This window comes from Cupriavidus nantongensis (assembly GCF_041726985.1).
Taxonomy (GTDB): Bacteria; Pseudomonadota; Gammaproteobacteria; order Burkholderiales; family Burkholderiaceae; genus Cupriavidus; species Cupriavidus nantongensis_A.
This window is the reverse complement of record NZ_CP168302.1, coordinates 1,969,764-1,987,950: the sequence shown is the minus strand read 5'-3', so window position 1 is coordinate 1,987,950 and position 18,187 is coordinate 1,969,764. Positions and strand designations below refer to the sequence as shown.

General features: G+C 63.8%; 20 protein-coding genes. 11 read left to right on the top strand and 9 right to left on the bottom strand.

What is annotated here, in order from left to right:
* Nucleotides 1–100: 100 nt before the first annotated feature.
* The 3 genes from cysD (at nucleotide 101) to ACEI37_RS08710 (ending at nucleotide 4,286) form a co-directional block, all read left to right on the top strand.
* On the top strand, nucleotides 101–997 hold the full coding sequence (cysD, locus tag ACEI37_RS08720) for a sulfate adenylyltransferase subunit CysD (RefSeq protein ID WP_373376338.1): 897 nt from the start codon (nucleotides 101–103) through the stop codon (nucleotides 995–997).
* A complete protein-coding gene (cysN, locus tag ACEI37_RS08715; RefSeq protein ID WP_373376337.1) occupies nucleotides 997–2,919 on the top strand; it encodes a sulfate adenylyltransferase subunit CysN in 1,923 nt (640 codons plus the stop codon). The genes cysD and cysN overlap by 1 nt, the downstream gene beginning before the upstream one ends.
* Nucleotides 2,920–3,146: 227 nt before the next feature.
* Nucleotides 3,147–4,286, top strand: a complete 1,140-nt coding sequence (locus ACEI37_RS08710; RefSeq protein WP_373376336.1) for a helix-turn-helix transcriptional regulator — start codon at nucleotides 3,147–3,149, stop codon at nucleotides 4,284–4,286.
* 75 nt (nucleotides 4,287–4,361) lie between these two features.
* Here ACEI37_RS08710 and ACEI37_RS08705 read toward each other — a convergent pair whose 3' ends face one another.
* The gene (locus tag ACEI37_RS08705; protein ID WP_373376335.1) at nucleotides 4,362–5,264 is read right to left on the bottom strand and encodes a LysR substrate-binding domain-containing protein; all 903 of its coding nucleotides are present in this window, start codon (nucleotides 5,262–5,264) and stop codon (nucleotides 4,362–4,364) included.
* A gap of 131 nt (nucleotides 5,265–5,395) precedes the next feature.
* Here ACEI37_RS08705 and ACEI37_RS08700 point away from each other — a divergent pair, with 131 nt between their 5' ends.
* The 3 genes from ACEI37_RS08700 to ACEI37_RS08690 all read left to right on the top strand — a co-directional run bounded on the left by ACEI37_RS08700 (nucleotide 5,396) and on the right by ACEI37_RS08690 (nucleotide 7,438).
* On the top strand, nucleotides 5,396–6,220 hold the full coding sequence (locus ACEI37_RS08700; protein ID WP_373376334.1) for a substrate-binding domain-containing protein: 825 nt from the start codon (nucleotides 5,396–5,398) through the stop codon (nucleotides 6,218–6,220).
* A 330-nt stretch (nucleotides 6,221–6,550) separates the two neighbouring features.
* Entirely contained in the window at nucleotides 6,551–6,796 is a 246-nt protein-coding gene (locus ACEI37_RS08695; RefSeq protein WP_373376333.1) for a hypothetical protein, read from the top strand.
* Between the two features lie 78 nt (nucleotides 6,797–6,874).
* Nucleotides 6,875–7,438, top strand: coding sequence for a J domain-containing protein (locus ACEI37_RS08690; RefSeq protein WP_373376332.1), 564 nt, complete (start codon nucleotides 6,875–6,877; stop codon nucleotides 7,436–7,438).
* A 62-nt stretch (nucleotides 7,439–7,500) separates the two neighbouring features.
* Here ACEI37_RS08690 and ACEI37_RS08685 read toward each other — a convergent pair whose 3' ends face one another.
* The 5 genes from ACEI37_RS08685 to ACEI37_RS08665 all read right to left on the bottom strand — a co-directional run bounded on the left by ACEI37_RS08685 (nucleotide 7,501) and on the right by ACEI37_RS08665 (nucleotide 12,310).
* Complete coding sequence (locus ACEI37_RS08685; RefSeq protein WP_373376331.1) at nucleotides 7,501–7,923, bottom strand: hypothetical protein; 423 nt, start codon at nucleotides 7,921–7,923, stop codon at nucleotides 7,501–7,503.
* Nucleotides 7,924–7,952: 29 nt separating this feature from the next.
* Nucleotides 7,953–8,540: a hypothetical protein gene (locus ACEI37_RS08680; RefSeq protein ID WP_373376330.1), complete on the bottom strand. Its 588-nt coding sequence runs from the start codon at nucleotides 8,538–8,540 to the stop codon at nucleotides 7,953–7,955.
* A 1,323-nt stretch (nucleotides 8,541–9,863) separates the two neighbouring features.
* Entirely contained in the window at nucleotides 9,864–10,712 is an 849-nt protein-coding gene (locus ACEI37_RS08675; protein WP_373376329.1) for an SDR family oxidoreductase, read from the bottom strand.
* A gap of 53 nt (nucleotides 10,713–10,765) precedes the next feature.
* The gene (locus tag ACEI37_RS08670) at nucleotides 10,766–11,527 is read right to left on the bottom strand and encodes an SDR family NAD(P)-dependent oxidoreductase (RefSeq protein WP_373376328.1); all 762 of its coding nucleotides are present in this window, start codon (nucleotides 11,525–11,527) and stop codon (nucleotides 10,766–10,768) included.
* Between the two features lie 42 nt (nucleotides 11,528–11,569).
* The gene (locus tag ACEI37_RS08665; RefSeq protein ID WP_373376327.1) at nucleotides 11,570–12,310 is read right to left on the bottom strand and encodes an SDR family oxidoreductase; all 741 of its coding nucleotides are present in this window, start codon (nucleotides 12,308–12,310) and stop codon (nucleotides 11,570–11,572) included.
* A 283-nt stretch (nucleotides 12,311–12,593) separates the two neighbouring features.
* Here ACEI37_RS08665 and ACEI37_RS08660 point away from each other — a divergent pair, with 283 nt between their 5' ends.
* Nucleotides 12,594–13,487, top strand: coding sequence for an AraC family transcriptional regulator N-terminal domain-containing protein (locus tag ACEI37_RS08660; protein WP_373377742.1), 894 nt, complete (start codon nucleotides 12,594–12,596; stop codon nucleotides 13,485–13,487).
* Between the two features lie 7 nt (nucleotides 13,488–13,494).
* Here the strand turns inward: ACEI37_RS08660 and ACEI37_RS08655 are convergent, their stop codons facing one another.
* From ACEI37_RS08655 to ACEI37_RS08645, 3 genes are read right to left on the bottom strand one after another with little or no spacing between them, the layout of a single operon-like run.
* Nucleotides 13,495–14,421 carry an NADP-dependent oxidoreductase gene (locus ACEI37_RS08655; protein WP_373376326.1) on the bottom strand — a complete coding sequence of 309 codons (927 nt, stop codon included), beginning with the start codon at nucleotides 14,419–14,421 and terminating at the stop codon, nucleotides 13,495–13,497.
* Nucleotides 14,421–14,849 carry a nuclear transport factor 2 family protein gene (locus tag ACEI37_RS08650; RefSeq protein ID WP_373376325.1) on the bottom strand — a complete coding sequence of 143 codons (429 nt, stop codon included), beginning with the start codon at nucleotides 14,847–14,849 and terminating at the stop codon, nucleotides 14,421–14,423. Before ACEI37_RS08650 ends, ACEI37_RS08655 begins: the two co-directional genes overlap by 1 nt.
* Before the next feature lie 25 nt (nucleotides 14,850–14,874).
* On the bottom strand, nucleotides 14,875–15,306 hold the full coding sequence (locus ACEI37_RS08645; protein WP_373376324.1) for a DoxX family protein: 432 nt from the start codon (nucleotides 15,304–15,306) through the stop codon (nucleotides 14,875–14,877).
* 102 nt (nucleotides 15,307–15,408) lie between these two features.
* On the opposite strand from ACEI37_RS08645, the gene ACEI37_RS08640 reads away from it, so the two are divergent.
* The 4 genes from ACEI37_RS08640 to ACEI37_RS08625 all read left to right on the top strand — a co-directional run bounded on the left by ACEI37_RS08640 (nucleotide 15,409) and on the right by ACEI37_RS08625 (nucleotide 18,153).
* Complete coding sequence (locus ACEI37_RS08640; protein WP_373376323.1) at nucleotides 15,409–16,311, top strand: LysR family transcriptional regulator; 903 nt, start codon at nucleotides 15,409–15,411, stop codon at nucleotides 16,309–16,311.
* 59 nt (nucleotides 16,312–16,370) lie between these two features.
* On the top strand, nucleotides 16,371–16,850 hold the full coding sequence (locus ACEI37_RS08635) for a GFA family protein (RefSeq protein WP_373376322.1): 480 nt from the start codon (nucleotides 16,371–16,373) through the stop codon (nucleotides 16,848–16,850).
* Nucleotides 16,851–17,043: 193 nt separating this feature from the next.
* Nucleotides 17,044–17,580: a hypothetical protein gene (locus tag ACEI37_RS08630; protein ID WP_373376321.1), complete on the top strand. Its 537-nt coding sequence runs from the start codon at nucleotides 17,044–17,046 to the stop codon at nucleotides 17,578–17,580.
* Nucleotides 17,581–17,700: 120 nt separating this feature from the next.
* Entirely contained in the window at nucleotides 17,701–18,153 is a 453-nt protein-coding gene (locus ACEI37_RS08625; RefSeq protein ID WP_373376320.1) for a hypothetical protein, read from the top strand.
* Nucleotides 18,154–18,187: the final 34 nt, after the last annotated feature.

The following is an 18,187-nucleotide window of genomic DNA, read 5'->3' as shown; positions in this document are numbered from 1 at the left end:
CCCGGACGAAGTGGCGCAGGCCCCCGGCTCGCTACCTTGTGGCCATGCCAGACGGCCGCGACAACCCTGCGCGGCGCCGGCAAATCAATAGGAGACCCCGATGTTGACCCACCTGGAGCAACTGGAGGCCGAGAGCATCCACATCATGCGGGAGGTGGTGGCGGAGTGCGAGAACCCCGTCATGCTCTATTCGATCGGCAAGGACAGCGCGGTGATGCTGCACCTGGCGATGAAGGCCTTCCATCCCGCACGGCCGCCGTTCCCGCTGCTGCATGTCGATACCACGTGGAAGTTCCGCGAGATGATCGCGTTCCGCGACCAGACCGCGGCCCGGCTAGGGCTGGACCTGCGCGTGCACATCAACCCCGAAGGGCTGGCGCGCAATATCAGCCCGCACGAGCACGGCTCGGCCGTCCACACCGACGTGTGGAAAACGCAGGGGCTGAAGCAGGCGCTGGACCACTACGGCTTCGACGCGGCATTCGGCGGCGCGCGCCGCGATGAAGAGAAATCCCGCGCCAAGGAGCGCGTGTTCTCGGTCCGCACCGAGCAGCACCGGTGGGACCCCAAGATGCAGCGTCCCGAACTCTGGCGCCAGTACAACACGCGCAAGCGCAAGGGCGAGAGCCTGCGCGTGTTTCCGCTGTCGAACTGGACCGAGCTCGACATCTGGCAATACATCTACCTGAACCAGATCCCGATCGTGCCGCTGTACTTCGCCAGGGAACGGCCGGTGGTCGAACGCGACGGCACGCTGATCATGGTCGACGACGAGCGCCTGCCGCTGCGCCCCGGTGAAACCCCGCAACTGCGCAAGGTGCGCTTCCGCACGCTGGGCTGCTACCCGCTCACCGGCGCGATCGAGAGCGACGCCGACACGCTCGGCGGCATCATCCAGGAAATGCTGCGGGCGACCACGTCGGAGCGCCAGGGACGGCTGATCGACAGCGATTCGGCCGGTTCGATGGAGAAGAAAAAGCAGGAGGGATACTTCTGATGGAAACCCTGATCGACAACGCGCCGGCGATGGCGCAACCCGCGGGCGCGCAGAGCGAGATTGCCCAATACCTGCGCGCCCAGCAACACAAGAGCCTGCTGCGCTTCATCACCTGCGGCAGCGTCGACGACGGCAAGAGCACGCTGATCGGCCGGCTGCTGTATGAATCGAAGATGCTGTTCGAAGACCAGCTGGCGCAGCTCGAAGCCGATTCGAAGAAGATGGGCACGCAGGGCGAGAACCTGGACTTCGCGCTGCTGGTGGACGGCCTGGCCGCTGAGCGCGAACAGGGCATCACCATCGACGTGGCCTACCGCTTCTTCGCCACCGACAAGCGCAAGTTCATCGTCGCAGACACCCCGGGTCATGAGCAGTACACCCGCAACATGGTCACCGGTGCCTCCACCGCCGACCTGGCCATCCTGCTGGTCGATGCGCGCCGCGGCGTGCAGACGCAGACGCGGCGCCACAGCTTCCTGGTCGCCACGCTCGGCATCCGGCGCGTGGTGCTGGCCGTCAACAAGCTGGACATGGTGGACTACTCGCGCGAGGTCCATACGCGCATCGAAAAGGAATACCGCGAGTTCGCGCGGCAGATCGGCCTGACCGATATCGCCTGCATCCCCATGTCCGCGCTGCGCGGCGACAACATCACCGCGCCCAGCGCCAATACGCCGTGGTACCAGGGCCCGACGCTGATGGACCACCTGGAGAGCGTGCCGATCGACCACGTTCCCCCGCAGGACGAGTCGTTCCGGCTGCCGGTGCAGTGGGTCAACCGCCCCAACCTGGACTTCCGCGGCTTTGCCGGCACCGTCAGCGCCGGCGTGATCCGGCGTGGCGACCGCGTGCGCGCACTGCCCTCCGGCCGCGAAAGCCGCGTGACCGGCATCGTCGGCGCCGGCGGCGAATGCGAGCAGGCCATGCGCGGGCAGGCGGTGACGCTGACCCTGGCCGACGAGATCGATGTCAGCCGCGGTGATGTGCTGGCGTGCGCCGAAGACCCGCCCGCGGTGGCCGACCAGTTCGAGGCCACGCTGGTGTGGATGAACGAAGACGCCATGCTGCCCGGGCGCCCCTACCTGCTCAAGCTCGGCACGCGCACCGTGGGCGTGACCGTGGCGCAGCCCAAGTACAAGGTCAACGTCAACACGCTCGAGCACCTGGCCGCGCGCACGCTGGAGCTGAACGAGATCGGCGTCTGCAACCTGCACCTGGACCAGCCGGTAGCGTTCGACCCCTACGCGCGCAACCGCGAGCTGGGCGGCTTTATCCTGATCGACCGCCTGACCAACAACACGGTCGGCGCCGGCATGCTGCACTTCGCGCTGCGCCGCGCGCAGAACGTCCACTGGCAGGCCATCGACGTCGACCGCCGCGCGCATGCCGCGCTGAAGCACCAGTCGCCACGCATCGTCTGGTTCACCGGGCTTTCCGGCGCGGGCAAGTCCACTATCGCCAACCTGGTGGAAAAGCGCCTGCACGCGCTGGGGCATCACACCTATCTGCTCGACGGCGACAACGTGCGCCACGGACTGAACAAGGACCTGGGCTTTGCCGAGGCGGACCGTGTCGAGAATATCCGGCGCGTGGCGGAAGTGGCCAGGCTGATGCTGGATGCGGGGCTGATCGTGCTGGTGTCGTTCATCTCGCCGTTCCGCTCGGAACGCGAAATGGCGCGCGCCCTGGCCGGCGACGGCGAGTTCATCGAAGTCTTCATCGACACGCCGCTGGCCGTCGCCGAGCAGCGCGACCCCAAGGGCCTGTACCGCAAGGCACGCCGCGGCGAACTGAAGAACTTCACCGGCATCGACTCGCCCTACGAGCCACCCCAACAGCCGGAGATCCGCATCGACACCACCGGCGACAGCGCCGAGCAGGCGGCGGAGCGGATCGTGGCGTGGCTAAGGGACAGGCCCTAGGCTGAACGGACGATGAGGCGGTGTTGGGGGTGGGTACGATGGGCAAAACCTGAACCGATGCGCTTGCAACGAACCGCCTGGGTGCTCCCTCTCCCGCTTGCGGGAGAGGGCTGGGGTGAGGGCGGGCGCCTCGACGAAGTGCAGGTCGTCGGCATTGCCAGCGCCTGCCCTCACCCCCTGCCCCTCTCCCGCAAGCGGGAGAGGGGAGCAAACCGCCTCTCTGCCACATGCCGCCAGCCCCGTTGCCCGCCGCCGAACTCAGCGCCCTCCTCGCCCAACTCTATCAAGGCCCCACCGAATCCGTCCCCTGGGCCGCCTTCCTCGAAAGCCTCCGCCAGCGACTGGCCGCCGCCTTCGTCACGCTGGTGCTGCGCCACCCCGCCACCGACCGTCCCGGCCTGATCGTCAACGCCTCCGACTACGGCCCCCACCTGCCCGGCGAGCCTTCATACAGCGAGCAATACTATGCGCTGTGCCCCTTCCTGGACCTGCACCCCGACCGCCTCTTCAGTGCCGACGAACTGTTCGGCGAAGCCGGCTGGCTGTCGCATCCGTTCCATGTGCAATACCTGCAGCCGCTCGGCCTGCGCTACATCCTGGCCGCCAACCTGGTCACGCCGGATGGCGTCGAATGCGCGCTGTTCATCAGCCGCACCCCGGCGGGACAAGACTTCACCGCCGCCGACAAGGCGCTGCTGCAAGACCTGCTGCCGCACCTGAAACGCGCCGTCGACCTGCATGCCGCGCTCGACGTGCTGGCCTCCGAACGGTCGCTCTACGCCGATGCGGTCGACCGCATGCAGGTGGGCACGGTCATCCTCGACGAGCACGGCCGCTGCATCCGCAGCAACGACGTCGCCGGCCGCCTGCTGCGCGCCCGCGACGGCCTCTACCTGGCAGACGGCGCGCTGCACGCGCACTGCCCGATGGAAAACCGCAGGTTCCGCAAGATCCTGGAGAGCGCCGCACAGGCCCACGCGCTGGCCACGCCCCGCAGCGAAGTCACCACGCTTAGCCGGCCCGCCGCGCCCACGCCGCTAAGTGTGCTGGTGCGACCCATCCCGCTCAGCTACCGCAGCGAGGACAAGGCCTGCCGCCCCGCGGTGGCCGTCTTCATCCGCGATCCCGCCGGTTCGCCGCGTAACACCCACGCCAGCCTGCGCAAGCTGTTCCACCTGACCCCTACCGAGATCGAACTGGCCCTGCTGATGGTCGACGGACTGACCCTCGATGAGGCCGCAGCGCGGCTGGGCGTGAAGAAGAACACCGCGCGGGCGCATTTGCGGGGGATCTTTGCGAAGACGGGGGCGACGCGGCAGGCGGTGTTGGTGAAGATGTTGTTGTCCAGTGTGGTGGGGATGGGGTGAGGCTGGTGCGGGCCTTGAGCGCGCGTCCACGGCACAGTGCCGCCGTCAGCGGGATCGCCTCCTGCCCTTGCGAGCTCACGTCGCCGGCGCCGCCCCCGCCATCAGGGTGCCATACAACGCCTGCGCGGCAGGCTGCAAGGGCCGGTCATGGCGCCGTATCAGGCCAAGGACTCGGTCTACGGAAGGATCCACCAGTGGCACGCCGCAAAGCCGGGGATGATCGTGCGTCAGCGCCATACCGGGCAGCACGGCCATGCCCAGGCCGGCCTCCACCAGGCCCAGCACCCCGACCACGTGGTTGGCTTCGTAGTGGATGGTCGGGCGTTGCCTGAGGTGGGCGATGGCATTCTCGATCAAGGCGCGGTTGCCGCTTTGCTTTGAGACGCTCACCATCCGCTGGCCGGCAAGCTCATCCCAGGCGATGGCATCCCGCCCCGACCAGGGATGGTCGCGCCGCATCACCAGCCGGTAGGGCTCTGCGCGGATTGCACGAAATTCGATGTTGGCCTCCTGCGCCCCCATGAAATTGAGCCCGAAATCGGACTCGCCGGACATCACGCTGGCCAGCACGTCGTTGGCGTTTTCGTCAATCACCCGCACGCGCACGCCGGGGTGCCGGCAGCCGAACTCATGAATCGCGTCGGGCAGGAAATGCAGCACCGCCGACGGTATCGCGGCCACGGTCACCAGGCCGCGCTGCAGCGTGACCTCGTCACCGAGCCGCAGCACCGCGCTGTCGAGAATCGCCAGCGCAGCGCGGGCCTCCTCCAGGAACTGCCGGCCAATGTTGGTCAGCTGCACGCGTCGCGTGGTCCGCTCGAGCAGGCGGGAGCCAAGCGTCCGTTCGAGTTTGTCGATGCGCCGGCTCAGCGCAGGCTGGGAAATGTGGAGGGCCTCCGCGGCCATGCGGAAGCTGCCTTGTTCCGCAGTGGCGACAAAGGCCTGTAGGTCTTCCAGCCCGAAATTAATGCGCGGCATGCATCAGCTCTTGAATAAGTTGCAATTCACAGATTAATACGCCGCGCATTAAGCTGGCAATGCGTCCACACGGCGCCATAACGTGCAGTGAAGCGCATAAATACAGGCCAGCATTCCCCAAGGGAGACAATATGAAGTCCGCCACTTCTGCCGCCCGGCATACCGTTCTGATCTTGCTGTTGGGGCTGATAAGTCCAGCCTGGGCCGATGACATCCGTGTCATTACCTCGGGCGGCTTCACGGCGGCCTACCAGAAACTCGTCCCGCTTTACGAGGCCGCCACGCAGGATCGCGTCATCACCGCCTACGGCGCATCGATGGGCAATGCACCGGATTCCATTCCCAGCCGGCTGGCGCGCGGCGAGACCTTCGACGTGGTCATCCTGGCGGACTCCGGACTGGAGAAACTGGCCGCCGAAGGCAAGGTCCTGGCGGGCAGCCGCGTCGACCTCGCGCGCTCGCTGATCGGCATGTCGGTGCGCAAGGGCACGCCCAAGCCGGATATCAGCAACACCGACGCCCTCAGGCAGACGCTGCTCAACGCGCGCTCGATCGCCTACTCCGCCAGCGCCAGCGGCACCTATTTGTCCAACGAACTGTTTCCCCGGCTCGGTGTCGCGGACCAGATCAAGGACAAGGCCCGCAAGATCTACAGCGAGCGCGTCGGCGCCGTGGTCGCACGCGGCGATGCGGAAATCGGCTTCCAGCAGGTCAGCGAACTGCTGCCATTCAAGGAACTGGATTACGTCGGCCCCTTGCCCGACGAGCTGCAGCAAAAGGTCTTCTTCTCGGCCGGAACGATCGCGGGCCGGCAGACGGTGGCCACCTCGCGCTTCGTTGGCTTCCTGGCCTCGCCGGCCGCGGCTGCAATCGTGAGCAGCACCGGACTGGAACCGGTGGCGACGCCGCTGCCGCCACCGGCACCGCCGAAGCTGGGGCAACCGGCGAAGCCTTGATGCCGGGCATTGATTACGACTTTGCAACGATCTTGATGGAGACTTGGATGACCGACCGGTCGGGCTAACAACCCATTGGGGGGATGGGGTTCTGCCAATTCGTCCGGGCACCGCATCAGAGGCCAAGGGACCAACGCAGAAAATATTCGAGACCATCGACAAGGACATTGAAGCCTCGGTGATGGCCACCTAAGATGGAGCTTCTGGCGCGAGCGGCAAGCCTGCCATCGCCAGAATGTGGTCTGCGATGACTGGACCCTCCGATCCAGGCGGACCTGCGGTGTAGTGTAGTCCCGTAGCAAGAATAGACCTATAGCTTGGGAGACAACTGTGCTGAGTCATCATGAAATCGCCACGCTGGTCCTGGTAAACGACCACTCCGACGCCACCGAGCTGGACGACGCAGACATGCAGGCGCTGCTTGAAAAGCAGTTCATTACGCTCGAACGCCTCGGGCCGACCCTTGCCCACCCGCAAGTCACGATTCAAGGCTACGCCTTTCTCAAAGCGGTCGGTCGTGTACGCGCAAGCGGCGGCAAGGCACGCCAGCAAACCGCCTGCAGGGCATTCCTTTAGCCCTTCGGGAGCTGTCGACTCCGGGGCCGGCGCCGCGTGCTAGCATGAACGCCTTCGTTCTCCTCCGCCCCGCTTCCCATGACCACGCTCTACGCGACGCTTGGCGTACAGGCCGATGCCACCCTGGACGAGATCAAGCTTGCCTATCGCCGCGCGGCAATGAAATGGCATCCGGACCGCAATCCCGGTCGCGAAGCCGAAAGCCATGCCGCCTTCCAGCAGATTCGCGATGCCTACGCGATTCTGTCCGATGCCGAGCAGCGCCAGGTCTACGACGACGTCTTCGAACGTGAAATGCGCCGGTGGGAAGCCGAGCACGCAGCACAAGAGGCCGAAGAACGCCAGGCACAGGAGCAGGCGAGGCGCGTCGCGCAGGAGCTTTACGAGAAGATGGTGGCCATCGCGATGCGCTATGCCGACGAAGGGCATTCGCGCGACGTCCTGTTCGGCATCCTGCTGGGCAAGGACTGCGAGACGGAGCTCGCCGGACAGATTGCCGATAGCGTTGATGCCCTGCATCAGTCGCGCAAGGCGTTCGCCGAGGACGAGGCCGTAGTGCCGGCGGATGCCGGCACGGCGCGTACCGAAATACCCATCAGCCCGTTCGAGGCATTCTGGCAAGGGCTGTTCAGGTTTCGCTAGCTGCCGATGGCGGATTCGGGCGTCACTGCTCACCACGCAACAGCATCCGACGCCAGGAATCCTCATGGGGGTATTGCGCTGCGCCTGCCGGTGTATCGCAGGGCCCTGAACCTGGATTCCATGGAGGCGCGCCGGGTGTCAGGTGATTGTGAATGCGCGGCTGGGCCGCGCATTTTTTTAGCTGGGCGGCAGGCCTGATCGTCCGGTATTTTTCCGTCGAACCTCGGAGAGGAGGCGAACACGCGCATATAGTCCAGGTCTTCGTGATGGCTCGTCATGCGGCCTGGCTGCAGTTCTCCGCACAGCGAGGTGGCTTCACGCAGCAATGCCGGGTCGGTGGCGGTCGCGAGCAGCACGTCGTTGGTCTGCAGGACCAGGTCATCGGCGGACGGGTGGTTGTGGTGGGCGCGACGGCAATCGCTACCCCGCCCGGCAGGACGCGCTACCGCCTCCCATGGCAGGTCCTTTCTGATGCCTGCAAGCATGGCTGGCGGACCTGGCCGGTTCTGGGGCGCTACCTGGCCGCAGCCGGCTGTACGGACACTGCAACGGCCTCGGTATAGACCGCTTCGACACGGTCGCCCTTCTGGATGCCGTTGAGGCGTGTCGGATCCCCTACCAGCAGGACCATGGTGCGTCCCTTTGGCCCCTTCAGGGTGACGGACCTGGCGCTGGTGTCGAAAGCGACGACCTCTGCCGTGACGGTCACTTCCCGGCCGACGGTGCCGCCCGGCTTTGCTCCCGGCGCAGCGCGCTCCGAGATCTGGCGCTCATGCATGGCAAGCGGACCACTGCTCTTCTTGAGGCTCATGGTCAGCGCTTCCCTGTACTCGACCGTGACAGTGTCGCCGACCTTGAGCTGCTCGAAGTTCCTGGCCTCCGGCCCCACCACGAGATCCCTGGTCTTGCCGTCGCTGGATTTCAGCCGGACCGTCCGCGTCGGCGCATCGATCTTGGTGATCGTGGCGGTGAGCTTGGCGGTGCCGGTCGCAGTCGCCCCTTCAGGGGACCGCGTGACGTCCACGCGGGTTTCGGGTTGCGCCCATGTTGCCGTGGTTGCCACCAGCATTGCCGCCGCGGTCAGTAGTGTCTTGCTTTTCATGCCATCCTCCGTTTGCTTGTCTCGGGTACCGTCGCTTCCGGCGCAAGCGCGGTAGCCAGGCCCCGATGTGCGTCTTGTCCCGAACTCTAACGTTAGCCCCGGACGCAACAGAACTGAATCTTTTCGGATGACGAGATAAGAAAAATTTCCCCCACGGAGCGCGGGAGCCGATTCAGAATTTTGACTAACGCGGCGGGCGCAATCGGACCATGATTTTCGTCCGGGGCCATCGGTGCGAAGCGCGTAGCAGCGCCGGCCAACGGATACGTCCGCCGTAACTAACCTGACGTCACGGTGGACATGTCTCCTGTGCGCGGCTTTTACTGAGGCAGTTCACTTGAAACGCAAAGTGAGTCCTTCAATTGCACGGCGTACCTGGGAGAGAGATTCCATCAATGGTTTTTCCACGACAGAAATCACTGGGAGTAGCGGCAATGCCCTCCAAGTCCAGCTCTCGGTCGAGGGGCAGTTTGCCGATTTTGGTGCAGCAAGAGCGAAACTCAGTCGAAAGTGCTGGAGTATTCGTCATAGCGGGAGAATCCACGGCGGGTTGCTGAGGTATCGGGCCACTTTTGGCCACCGAGGGCTGGGCGGGTGGTTCAGATGCCGGGCCAATCTTTCTCGCTGGAGCAGTCTTCGCTGGCTGTCCGGCTGCCGGGACATTCCCCGTCGCCGGACGAACCCTTGCAGGTGGCTCGGGTGTCGGGACGATTTTTGTCGCAGGAGATGGTGGGACAGGTCGTTCTGCGTTCGGGCCTGTCGACGCAGGAGAGACGCATTGGCCCAGTTGGCAAATGCGCTCGCCTTTGCACTGCATGTCATGTTCGCATCCAACTGCACCGGCGTGCGGCGCAGTCCCCATGGCGAGTGACAGGGCGAGGAGCAAGCCTGGCGTTTTCATCTTCAGCTTCGCCTCCTTCCTCTACGTTCGGTGATTGGCAGGCTGCTCGGCCCTGGCGCAAGCCAGACTTGACCTTTTCGTAGTCCTAGGGGGCCATGTAAGGTGATGGCGTCCTATATCGCAAGACGATGCGACCCACGAAGGCTCATTCCGACGGAGGGCGACACCCCTAGTATGGAATGTTCAAACAGTGAGCGCCACCCGCGCTGCTCGGCTCCATTTCCGGAACGAGAGCAAGCATGCCGCTGCGTGCAGTACGCCGGGCTTCCGGCCGGACCATGGTGGCGCCATACCGAGAAGTTCCTCGCGAGCGGGCGAGTCGCGGCAACGCTCGCCGTCAGACAGCCCGCGCCAGTGCAACGGCATCGGCACCCGCCGGGAAATGCAGCCGGTCAGAGGTGTCGTTGACGGCATCCCGTCAATCAGTCCGCGAAATCCGTGGCTTCAGACGAGCCCCTCCAGGCCTCGAGATCCCTTGAGACAGCGCTCGCCTTCGCGGCCGCCAGTTCATTGGCAATCTTGCCGGCGAACAGATGCAGCGGGGCCGATTCAACACTCGCGGCCTGGATGATCAGCAGCGCCAGCTTGTCAGGATCCCCCGCCTGATGGCCATGCAGGGTGTCGAGATGCAGGTCCAACGAAGCCTTGGCCTCCGCGTAGTCGTCGATCTGCCGCTTTGCCACCGCCAGCGCACCGTTCGACAGGAAGTCGGTGCGCACGGGGCCCGGGTACACCACCGTCGCACGAATCCCCAGCTCCGCGACTTCTGCCGCGAGCGATTCCGTCAGGCCCGACAGCGCGAACTTGCTCGCAACGTAGCTGCCCCATCCCGCATACCCGCCCTGAAAGCCGACGATGGACGAGATGTTGATGATGTGCCCGCTGCGCTGGCGGCGAAGCTGCGGCAGCGCATGGCGCACGACGGCCATCGGCGCGAAGAAGTTGACCTCGAAATTGCTGCGAACCTCGTCGTCCGACAATGCCTCGACGGTGCCTTGCTGGGCGTAGCCGGCATTGTTCACGACCACGTCGAGAACGCCGAACCATTGCACGGTCTTCTCGATGGCTTCTTGGACGCTGCGATCGTTGGTCAGGTCGACCTCCAGCGGCAGAAAGCGGTCGGACGCCGCACCGAATGCCTGCGTCAGCGATGCGGCCGTGCGGGAGGTTGCCGCCACCCGGTGGCCTTGCTCCAGCAGGCGGGTAGCGAGTTTTTGGCCGACGCCCTTCGATGCGCCGGTAATGAACCAGGTACGGGATGCTTGTTTCATGATCTGAATTCCTTGAGTAAGCAAAAAAATCTGGCTTCGGACTGGCTATGTCTTCAGGGCAGCGCCACGCTCATGCCCCCGTCCGCCATGACGACGGCACCGACCATGAAGCTGGCCTTTTCCGAGGCGAGGAAGGCGATCACCTCGGCAATTTCCTTCGGCTGGGCAGCGCGGCGGATGGGTGCCTTCTTGCCGTGCTCGGCAAGGAATGCTTGGCCGTCGGCATGGATGTGGTTGGTAATGTTGGTGATGACATCGCCAGAGCCGACCGCATTGACGCGAATGCCGTGTTCGATGGCTTCCAGCGAGAGCGCCCGCGTCAGCTGCGCAAGCGCGCCCTTGGACGCCGCATAGGCCGCGATCAGCGGAAACGCCTGATAACAGGCGTAGGACCCCACGTTGACGATGGCGCCAGTCTTTGCCGGCATCATCGCGCGCATGGCTTCCCGCGAGAACAGGAACGCGCCCGTGGCGTTGACGGCCTGGATGCCGTTCCAGTCCTCAAGCGACATATCCACCAGCGGTTTGTTGATGATGACCGCGGCGTTGTTGACCAGGATGTCGAGCTTGCCAAACCGGTCGATCGCTGTGGCCACGGCCTGAATGGCGCTTTCCTCGCGCGCCACATCGGCGACGACCGGAACGATGCCGGGACGAGCCAGCGCTTCCACGTTGCTGCTGCGCCCGACGGCAATCACATTCGCGCCCTCGGCGTGGAGCAGTTCCGTCGTGGCCAGGCCAATGCCACTGGCTGCACCGGTAACGATGGCGACCTTGCCTGCGAAGGCGCCGCTGGCTGTGTTGCGTGATGTCATGATGTTCTCCTTGATCGGGTTGCGTAGTACCTATCGGTTGGATCAGAACGGGCTGGCGGTGGGGCGTACGACGATCTCGCTGACGTCGACTTCGGCGGGCTGCTCTACCGCGTAAGCAATGGCGCGGGCGATGGCGTCTGGCGTCATGGCGATGCGGCGGAACGCCTGCATGGCCGTGCGCGCGGTGTCGTCGGAGATCGTGTCGGCCAGTTCGGATTCCACAACGCCCGGGCAGATCACCGTCACGCGGATCTTGTCGGTTTCCTGGCGCAGCCCATCCGAGATGGCGCGAACGGCAAACTTGGTGGCGCAGTAGACCGCGGCAGTCGGCGACACGGAAAGGCCGCCAATCGAAGAAATATTGATGATCTGGCCGTGACCTTGCGCTTCCATCGCCGGCAGCACCGCGGCAATGCCGTGCAGTACGCCGCGGATGTTCACATCGATCATCCGGTTCCACTCGCCTACCTTCAGGGCGTTGAGCGGCGAAAGCGGCATCACGCCCGCGTTGTTGACCAGCACGTCGATGCGGCCGAAAGCGTCGAGCGCGAAGCGGGCGAATGCCGCCACGTCATCGGCCGACGTCACGTCGAGTTCGCGATAGCGAACGATGCCGCCGGACGCTTCAATCGATTGCGTCAGCTCGGCGAGCCTGTCGGTGCGGCGCGCGCCAATCACGAGGCGGTGTCCTTGCGCGGCGAGCAAACGGGCCGCGCCCTCGCCAATGCCGCTGCTGGCGCCGGTGATCAGGATGACTTTCGATTCGGTGGAAGTGTTTGCCATCTTGCATACTCCTATTTTTGCTTCGGATCGGGGCGCCGGTATCCTCGCTTTTCCGCGAAACCATATCTGCCCGGTTACGGCCTTCAATAAAGCGAAATGGTTCGTCGGCCGGTGAGTGAATGATAGGGATGGCGGCTCTTCCGGCGAAGACACGGACCTATGCCGTTATTGCCTATTCCTATCACGTGCGCTGGCGGCTCCGGCTAGGCACGGCTAGAATGGCGCCTGTAGCGAACAACAGGAGACTGCGGTGTCGAAGGTCCGCTCCCCCGCTTCGGTCAGCATGGTCCGCCTGATCGAGAAGCTGGCGCCTAACGAGGGATACACCCAGTCGGGGCTGGAAAGTGTCCGGCTGATGCGTTCCGATCGGCCCCTTGGGCGCACGCCGGTGCTGTACGAGCCGAGCATCGTGATCGTTTGCCAGGGCCGCAAGCTGGGCTTTCTGGGCAATGAGGTCTATGTCTACGACGCACAGCACTATCTGGTGCTGTCCGTACCGCTGCCTTTTTCAACGGAAACCCAGGCCTCGCCAGAGGAACCCATGCTCGCGGTGTCCATCCGCCTCGACCTCATCGAGCTCAGCGAGCTGATCACGCAGATCGGTGCAGCGGGCCATCTTCCTGACGAGCCGCCGAATGGCATGGTGTCTACCCGGCTGGACGAGAACCTGGCCGGCGCAACAGTGCGGCTGCTGGAGGCCTTGACGGTGCCAATGGATGCGCAAATCCTTGGTCCCAGCCTGGTGCGGGAGATCTGCTACCGCGTCCTGACGGGAGCGCAGGGCGGCGCGATGCGTGCCGCGCTTGCCCACCACGGTCGCTTCGGTCGCGTCGCGAAGGCACTGAAGCGGATCCACACCGACTATGCGACGCCCCTCAATGTGACGTGCCTGGCCGAAGAAGCCGGCATGAGCGTGCCGGCATTTCACGCAAACTTCCGCACGGTGACGCAGACTTCGCCGATCCAGTACATCAAATCCACCCGCCTGCACCAGGCGCGGCTGATGATGATTCGCGACGGCGTCACCGCCGCGGCGGCAGCAGGCCGCGTCGGCTACGAAAGCACCTCGCAGTTCAGCCGCGAGTTCAAGCGCCTGTTCGGCAGGACGCCCATCGAGGAGGCGCGCGACATGCGCGAGTCGTTCACTCTTTCGCCGGCGGTTCGCTTCGGTGCCTAAGCAATTCCTACCGGGCCATGTCCACAACGACCTTGCCTCTCACGTGGCCGCCCATGCTGTGGCCAAGCGCCTGGCCAGCGGCTGAAAGAGAAAAGACTGAGTCGATGTGGGTGCGAAGATCGCCCGAGGCGTGGAGCGCTGCCAGCTTCTCAAGCAGCGGGCCATCGCTACGGGTCGCAAAATGCCTGCCGATCGCCTGCGCATCCCGGGCGCGTGCCGCATCAGGCCGGGCGACGGTCGAAACCAGCGTGCCGCCGGGTTTCAGTACTGACCATGACCTCTGCTGGGTTTCGCCACCGATCAGGTCTAGCACGAGGTCTACCCTCGGGACACGCCTGGTGAAATCCTCGGCACGGTAATCAATGAACGCGTCCGCGCCAAGGCTTCCCACATAGTCGCGATTGCCGGCCGAGCCGGTGCCGGTCACGCGCGCACCGGCCAGTTTGGCAAGCTGCACGGCTGCACTGCCCACGCCGCCCGCCGCACCGTGGATCAGCACGGATTGACCGGCTTGCAGGACTCCATGCTCGTGCAGCGCCTGCCATGCCGTCAGTGACGCCGCGGGAATCGCAGCGGCTTGGGCGAACGTCAAGCTCGCAGGCTTGCGCGCCAGACGGGCCGCTTCCACGACAGCGCGGGTGGCGAAGGCTCCGACGATGCCGATGAAGCCCATGACTTCATCCCCCGGCTTCAGTGAGGTGACGTTGCGCCCCACCGCGATGACAGTCCCTGCGGCATCCACACCCGGCGTAAATGGCAAGGGAAGCGGAATAAAGGCCTGCATGGCGCCGCTGACGATCTTCCAGTCGATGGGATTTACCGAGGCCGCCGCAACATCGATCAATACCTCATTGTCGTCGGGCACCGGGTCGTCCATCTCGACCAGGGGCAGGCGGTCGGGGCTGCCATAGGCAGTAACTCGAATAGCTTTCATCAAATGCTCCTGGAAGAGACGCCCACCACCGGGGCATCGAGGGCAAGGGCGGCCTGTACGGGGTCGAAATACTCGCGCAGATGCACGATGCGGCCGTCATGGGCGGTCAAAAACACGACGTACTCCTGGCGGTAGGTGCGGCCAGTCGCTGCAATCAAGCCCTCGCCACGCACCCGTGCGATCGCATGCTGGGGGTCATCCGTCGCCGTCACGATGGCATCGAAGAAGCGAAAGTCCCTGACAGCACCCGCGAACCAGCTTGCGTGCCGCACCACGGATTCGCGGCCTTCGAGCCTTAGCGGATGGCCCAGGCTGGGGGCGTAGGGCAAGTCCCATACGATGTTCTCGGCGATCAATTCCTGCCATTGCTGCGGCTCGTCCACCAGCCATTGGAGGTGTTGCTGAAGAAGCGTTGTTGCGATGGTCATGATGTTGTCTCCAGGTATGCAATGGTCAGGCGACCGCACGCCCGGCCGGCGCGCGACGGTTGTCAAGGCTGAAGGCCCCCGCGCCAAATGCGACCACCTGCAAGAGGCCACCAGCCATTGCCAGGTTCTTCAGGAAATGGAACATCTGGTTCTGGTCGGCGCGAGCATGGTGAAAAATCAGCGCGGTTGCGACAGCGTAGACAGCAAGCAGGAGAGCAACCAGGCGCGTCTTGTAGCCAACGACCAGCAGCGTGGCGCCCGCCAGTTCCAGCGTCAGTGCGCCAATCAGTCCGAGTGCTGGTGCGGGGAGCCCAAGCGATCCGATATAGGTCATCGTCGCGCCCGGGGCCAGGAGCTTGCCGATGCCGCTGATGAAGAAGATGGCTGCAATGAGCGTGCGGCCAGCGGCAGGAAGCGCCGAGTTTGCGTTCAGTGAAACATTGAGGTTCGGGTTCATGGTGATCATCCTTTCAAGAGAGTGGATGACCGAAGATTAGGGCCTTGACACGTATCAAGGAAGTCTATATTTCTAGATGCAATCCATCTATCCTATAGATACATGCTCGACGCCGTCTCACTGGATCAGCTTCGCACCTTCATCGCCGCCGCCGACGAAGGCAGCTTCTCCGCCGCTGGCCGCAAACTGCGGCGCGCGCAGTCCGTGGTCAGCCATACGCTGGCTAACCTAGAGAGCCAGATCGGCGTACAGCTCTTCGATCGGGCCGGGCGCTACCCCCGGCTGACGGACGAAGGCGCCGCCTTGCTCGCGCAGGCGCGCCTGGTGGTCAGCGGCATGGACGGTTTCAAGGCCAAGGCGCGCGTGATATCCGACGGACTCGAACCCGAACTGTCCGTCGTGGTGGACGTGATGTATCCGATGGCGTCGTTGACCGACGCCGTAGGCGCGTTCCGAAACGAATTTCCGCACACGCCATTGCGGCTTTACGTCGAGGCGCTTGGCGCCGTCATGCAGCCTGTACTTGCCCAGGCGTGCCGGCTCGGCATCAGCGGCTCGATGCCATCGGTGCCTGAGATTCTCGATGCCGAGAAATTGCTGGATGTGCCAATGATCACGGTCACCGCGCCGTCACACCCGCTGGCGTCAAAGCAGGGAATAATCCGGCTGGCGGATCTCAAGGGACATGTGCAACTGGTGCTGACCGACCGCACGGCACTGACGGAGGGCAAGACGTTCGGCGTCTTCTCTCCACAGATATGGCGACTTGCCGATCTGGGCGCCAAACATGCATTTCTACGCGCCGGATTCGGATGGGGCCATATGCCGGTTGCAATGGTTCAAGATGACCTCGACTCCGGAACCCTCGTGCCCTTGCGGCTTGAAGCCTTTCATCCGTACACGCCCCCTATCGCCATGTTCGCTGTGTATCGGAAAGACACGCCGCCGGGCCCCGCCGGGCGTTGGTTTCTTAAACGGCTTAAAGCCACGCGTGGTGGCGAATAGCGTTGGCTATCTGACAAGATGCGCGGACCCACTAATCATGTAAGTCTTCGACACTCCAAATGAATCAGCGCGCGTCGTCGTATAAAGGGGCCTGCCTTTGCGGGCAAGTGGCGTTTGAACTTGCTGGTGAGCCTCTAACCTTCTATGTATGCCACTGCACCGTCTGCCAGCGGCGAACCGGGGGTGCGGCACTCCCTGTCATGCTGGTCCGCAGGACTCATCTGCATGTTCTGTCGGGCGACGCTCCGCTAGTAGAGTTCCAAGTCAACGAAAAGCATCGACGGCGTAGCCGAATATGTCCGCGCTGTGACACGCGACTTTGGGCAGAACCCTTGGACAAGCCCAACATCTCGATACTCAGGCCGGGTAACCTGTACGATCAACGGAGCTTCGAACCGGTTGCTCACGTCTACACGCGTAGTAAGCAATCCTGGTTTCTCATTCCAGACTCCGTGGCTCAATTCGAGACTTATCCTGCGGATCCGGAAATGCTAATTTCGCTGTGGCGGCAAGCACGCGGGAGTGGCGCGGGTGATTAGAGGCTGCGCGTTACGCGGCCGGCACGGGTCCAACACCCTTGACTTTCCGCTCAATAAGAGAAGCCCGAGTCAAGTCCGACTGGCTGTCCGCAGCGTGCCGGTCCAATTCCGCCCGCACTGGCCCAATCGTTCTATCACTCAACCCCTAACATGGGGGCCGGTCGCTTGATTGTTACCCTTTGTTACAGGTAACATGCGCCCCGCCAACAACCACAACAGGGAAAAAAAGATGAGGAGGACGCTTGCAGCCGGCGTAGTAGCACTGGCACTGAGCGGTTGCGCCAGCATCATGAGCGGCGGCACGCAGCCCGTGACCATCAAGAGCGTACCGGAGGGGGCTTCAGTCACGGTCACCAACCGTGCTGGCGAAAAGGTTCATAATGGCACCACCCCGGTAACGCTGACACTCAACCGGGGCGCCGGTTACTTCAAGTCGGAAACGTATAAGGCCGAGGTCAAGAAGGAAGGTTACGAGCCGAGGCAATTGGACATCGTCAGCACAGTCAACGGCTGGTACATCGGGAACATTCTGTTTGGCGGCGTAATTGGCTTGCTGGCCGTTGACCCGGCTACAGGTGCTATGTATTCGTTCCCGGATTCCGTCAACGCGACGTTGAATGTTTCGGAGAAGACCGTCGCTGGTTCAGCACAAGCCTTGACCATCGTCTCGACGGAAAGCATGACGCGCGAAGCTATGAAGAATGCCCGCGAGGTCGTGGCGCCGAAGTAAATCGCTTCGCACTGTTGTCCGGAAATGCCGGCCCAGGTGGCCGGTTTTTTTTGGAAGTGAGGAGCATCACCGGCCGAGGCCCGCTGCACGGGGACATAAGTGCAGAAGCGCTCCGCCCGAATGCCAGTCAAATTGTTTTGCCACAAGGTGCCATCGTCGCTCCTTATCGTCGATGGCCAGGCCTTCGACGCGCCGACTGTCGGATGGATGGCGCCCGACCTGATGTTCCACATCGTTGCAGAGCGAGCAGCAAGCTGGCTGACCTTGGCGATTTCTGCACCGTTGGTGATGCGCTGGGTCCACACTCATGCCGACGAGTTCGACGCGACGCTGCTATCCAACAACCTGGTGTGCACCAGGTGCCGGGGCGTGATTGCACTACTGACGACGATATGGCGAATCATGCGTGTCGAGCGCGATGATCCCGCCCAATTGCGCTATCCGGGCGTCGAGCTCGCTGCGCGAACCGAACTGGTCGACCTGGTGTTTCGCGCCGTGCTTACGATCGATGAAGACGCGGCCAGTATCCGGCAAAAGCCGCGCCATCGGCAGATTCTCAGCCGCGCACGCTAAGGGCTCGCCGCGCATCGGCGAGAGCATGACTGCC

Bases quoted from the DNA above. Each gene is read 5' to 3' on its own strand.
- ACEI37_RS08625 (WP_373376320.1), top strand. From the start codon at position 17,701: ATGCCAGTCAAATTGTTTTGCCACAAGGTGCCATCGTCGCTCCTTATC.
- ACEI37_RS08640 (WP_373376323.1), top strand. From the start codon at position 15,409: ATGCTCGACGCCGTCTCACTGGATCAGCTTCGCACCTTCATCGCCGCC.
- ACEI37_RS08670 (WP_373376328.1), bottom strand. From the start codon at position 11,527: ATGACATCACGCAACACAGCCAGCGGCGCCTTCGCAGGCAAGGTCGCC.
- ACEI37_RS08685 (WP_373376331.1), bottom strand. From the start codon at position 7,923: ATGCTTGCAGGCATCAGAAAGGACCTGCCATGGGAGGCGGTAGCGCGT.
- cysD (WP_373376338.1), top strand. From the start codon at position 101: ATGTTGACCCACCTGGAGCAACTGGAGGCCGAGAGCATCCACATCATG.
- cysN (WP_373376337.1), top strand. From the start codon at position 997: ATGGAAACCCTGATCGACAACGCGCCGGCGATGGCGCAACCCGCGGGC.
- ACEI37_RS08630 (WP_373376321.1), top strand. From the start codon at position 17,044: ATGCGCCCCGCCAACAACCACAACAGGGAAAAAAAGATGAGGAGGACG.
- ACEI37_RS08690 (WP_373376332.1), top strand. From the start codon at position 6,875: ATGACCACGCTCTACGCGACGCTTGGCGTACAGGCCGATGCCACCCTG.
- ACEI37_RS08645 (WP_373376324.1), bottom strand. From the start codon at position 15,306: ATGAACCCGAACCTCAATGTTTCACTGAACGCAAACTCGGCGCTTCCT.
- ACEI37_RS08650 (WP_373376325.1), bottom strand. From the start codon at position 14,849: ATGACCATCGCAACAACGCTTCTTCAGCAACACCTCCAATGGCTGGTG.
- ACEI37_RS08660 (WP_373377742.1), top strand. From the start codon at position 12,594: ATGGTCCGCCTGATCGAGAAGCTGGCGCCTAACGAGGGATACACCCAG.
- ACEI37_RS08680 (WP_373376330.1), bottom strand. From the start codon at position 8,540: ATGAAAAGCAAGACACTACTGACCGCGGCGGCAATGCTGGTGGCAACC.
- ACEI37_RS08700 (WP_373376334.1), top strand. From the start codon at position 5,396: ATGAAGTCCGCCACTTCTGCCGCCCGGCATACCGTTCTGATCTTGCTG.
- ACEI37_RS08675 (WP_373376329.1), bottom strand. From the start codon at position 10,712: ATGAAACAAGCATCCCGTACCTGGTTCATTACCGGCGCATCGAAGGGC.
- ACEI37_RS08705 (WP_373376335.1), bottom strand. From the start codon at position 5,264: ATGCCGCGCATTAATTTCGGGCTGGAAGACCTACAGGCCTTTGTCGCC.
- ACEI37_RS08655 (WP_373376326.1), bottom strand. From the start codon at position 14,421: ATGAAAGCTATTCGAGTTACTGCCTATGGCAGCCCCGACCGCCTGCCC.
- ACEI37_RS08665 (WP_373376327.1), bottom strand. From the start codon at position 12,310: ATGGCAAACACTTCCACCGAATCGAAAGTCATCCTGATCACCGGCGCC.
- ACEI37_RS08710 (WP_373376336.1), top strand. From the start codon at position 3,147: ATGCCGCCAGCCCCGTTGCCCGCCGCCGAACTCAGCGCCCTCCTCGCC.
- ACEI37_RS08635 (WP_373376322.1), top strand. From the start codon at position 16,371: ATGAATCAGCGCGCGTCGTCGTATAAAGGGGCCTGCCTTTGCGGGCAA.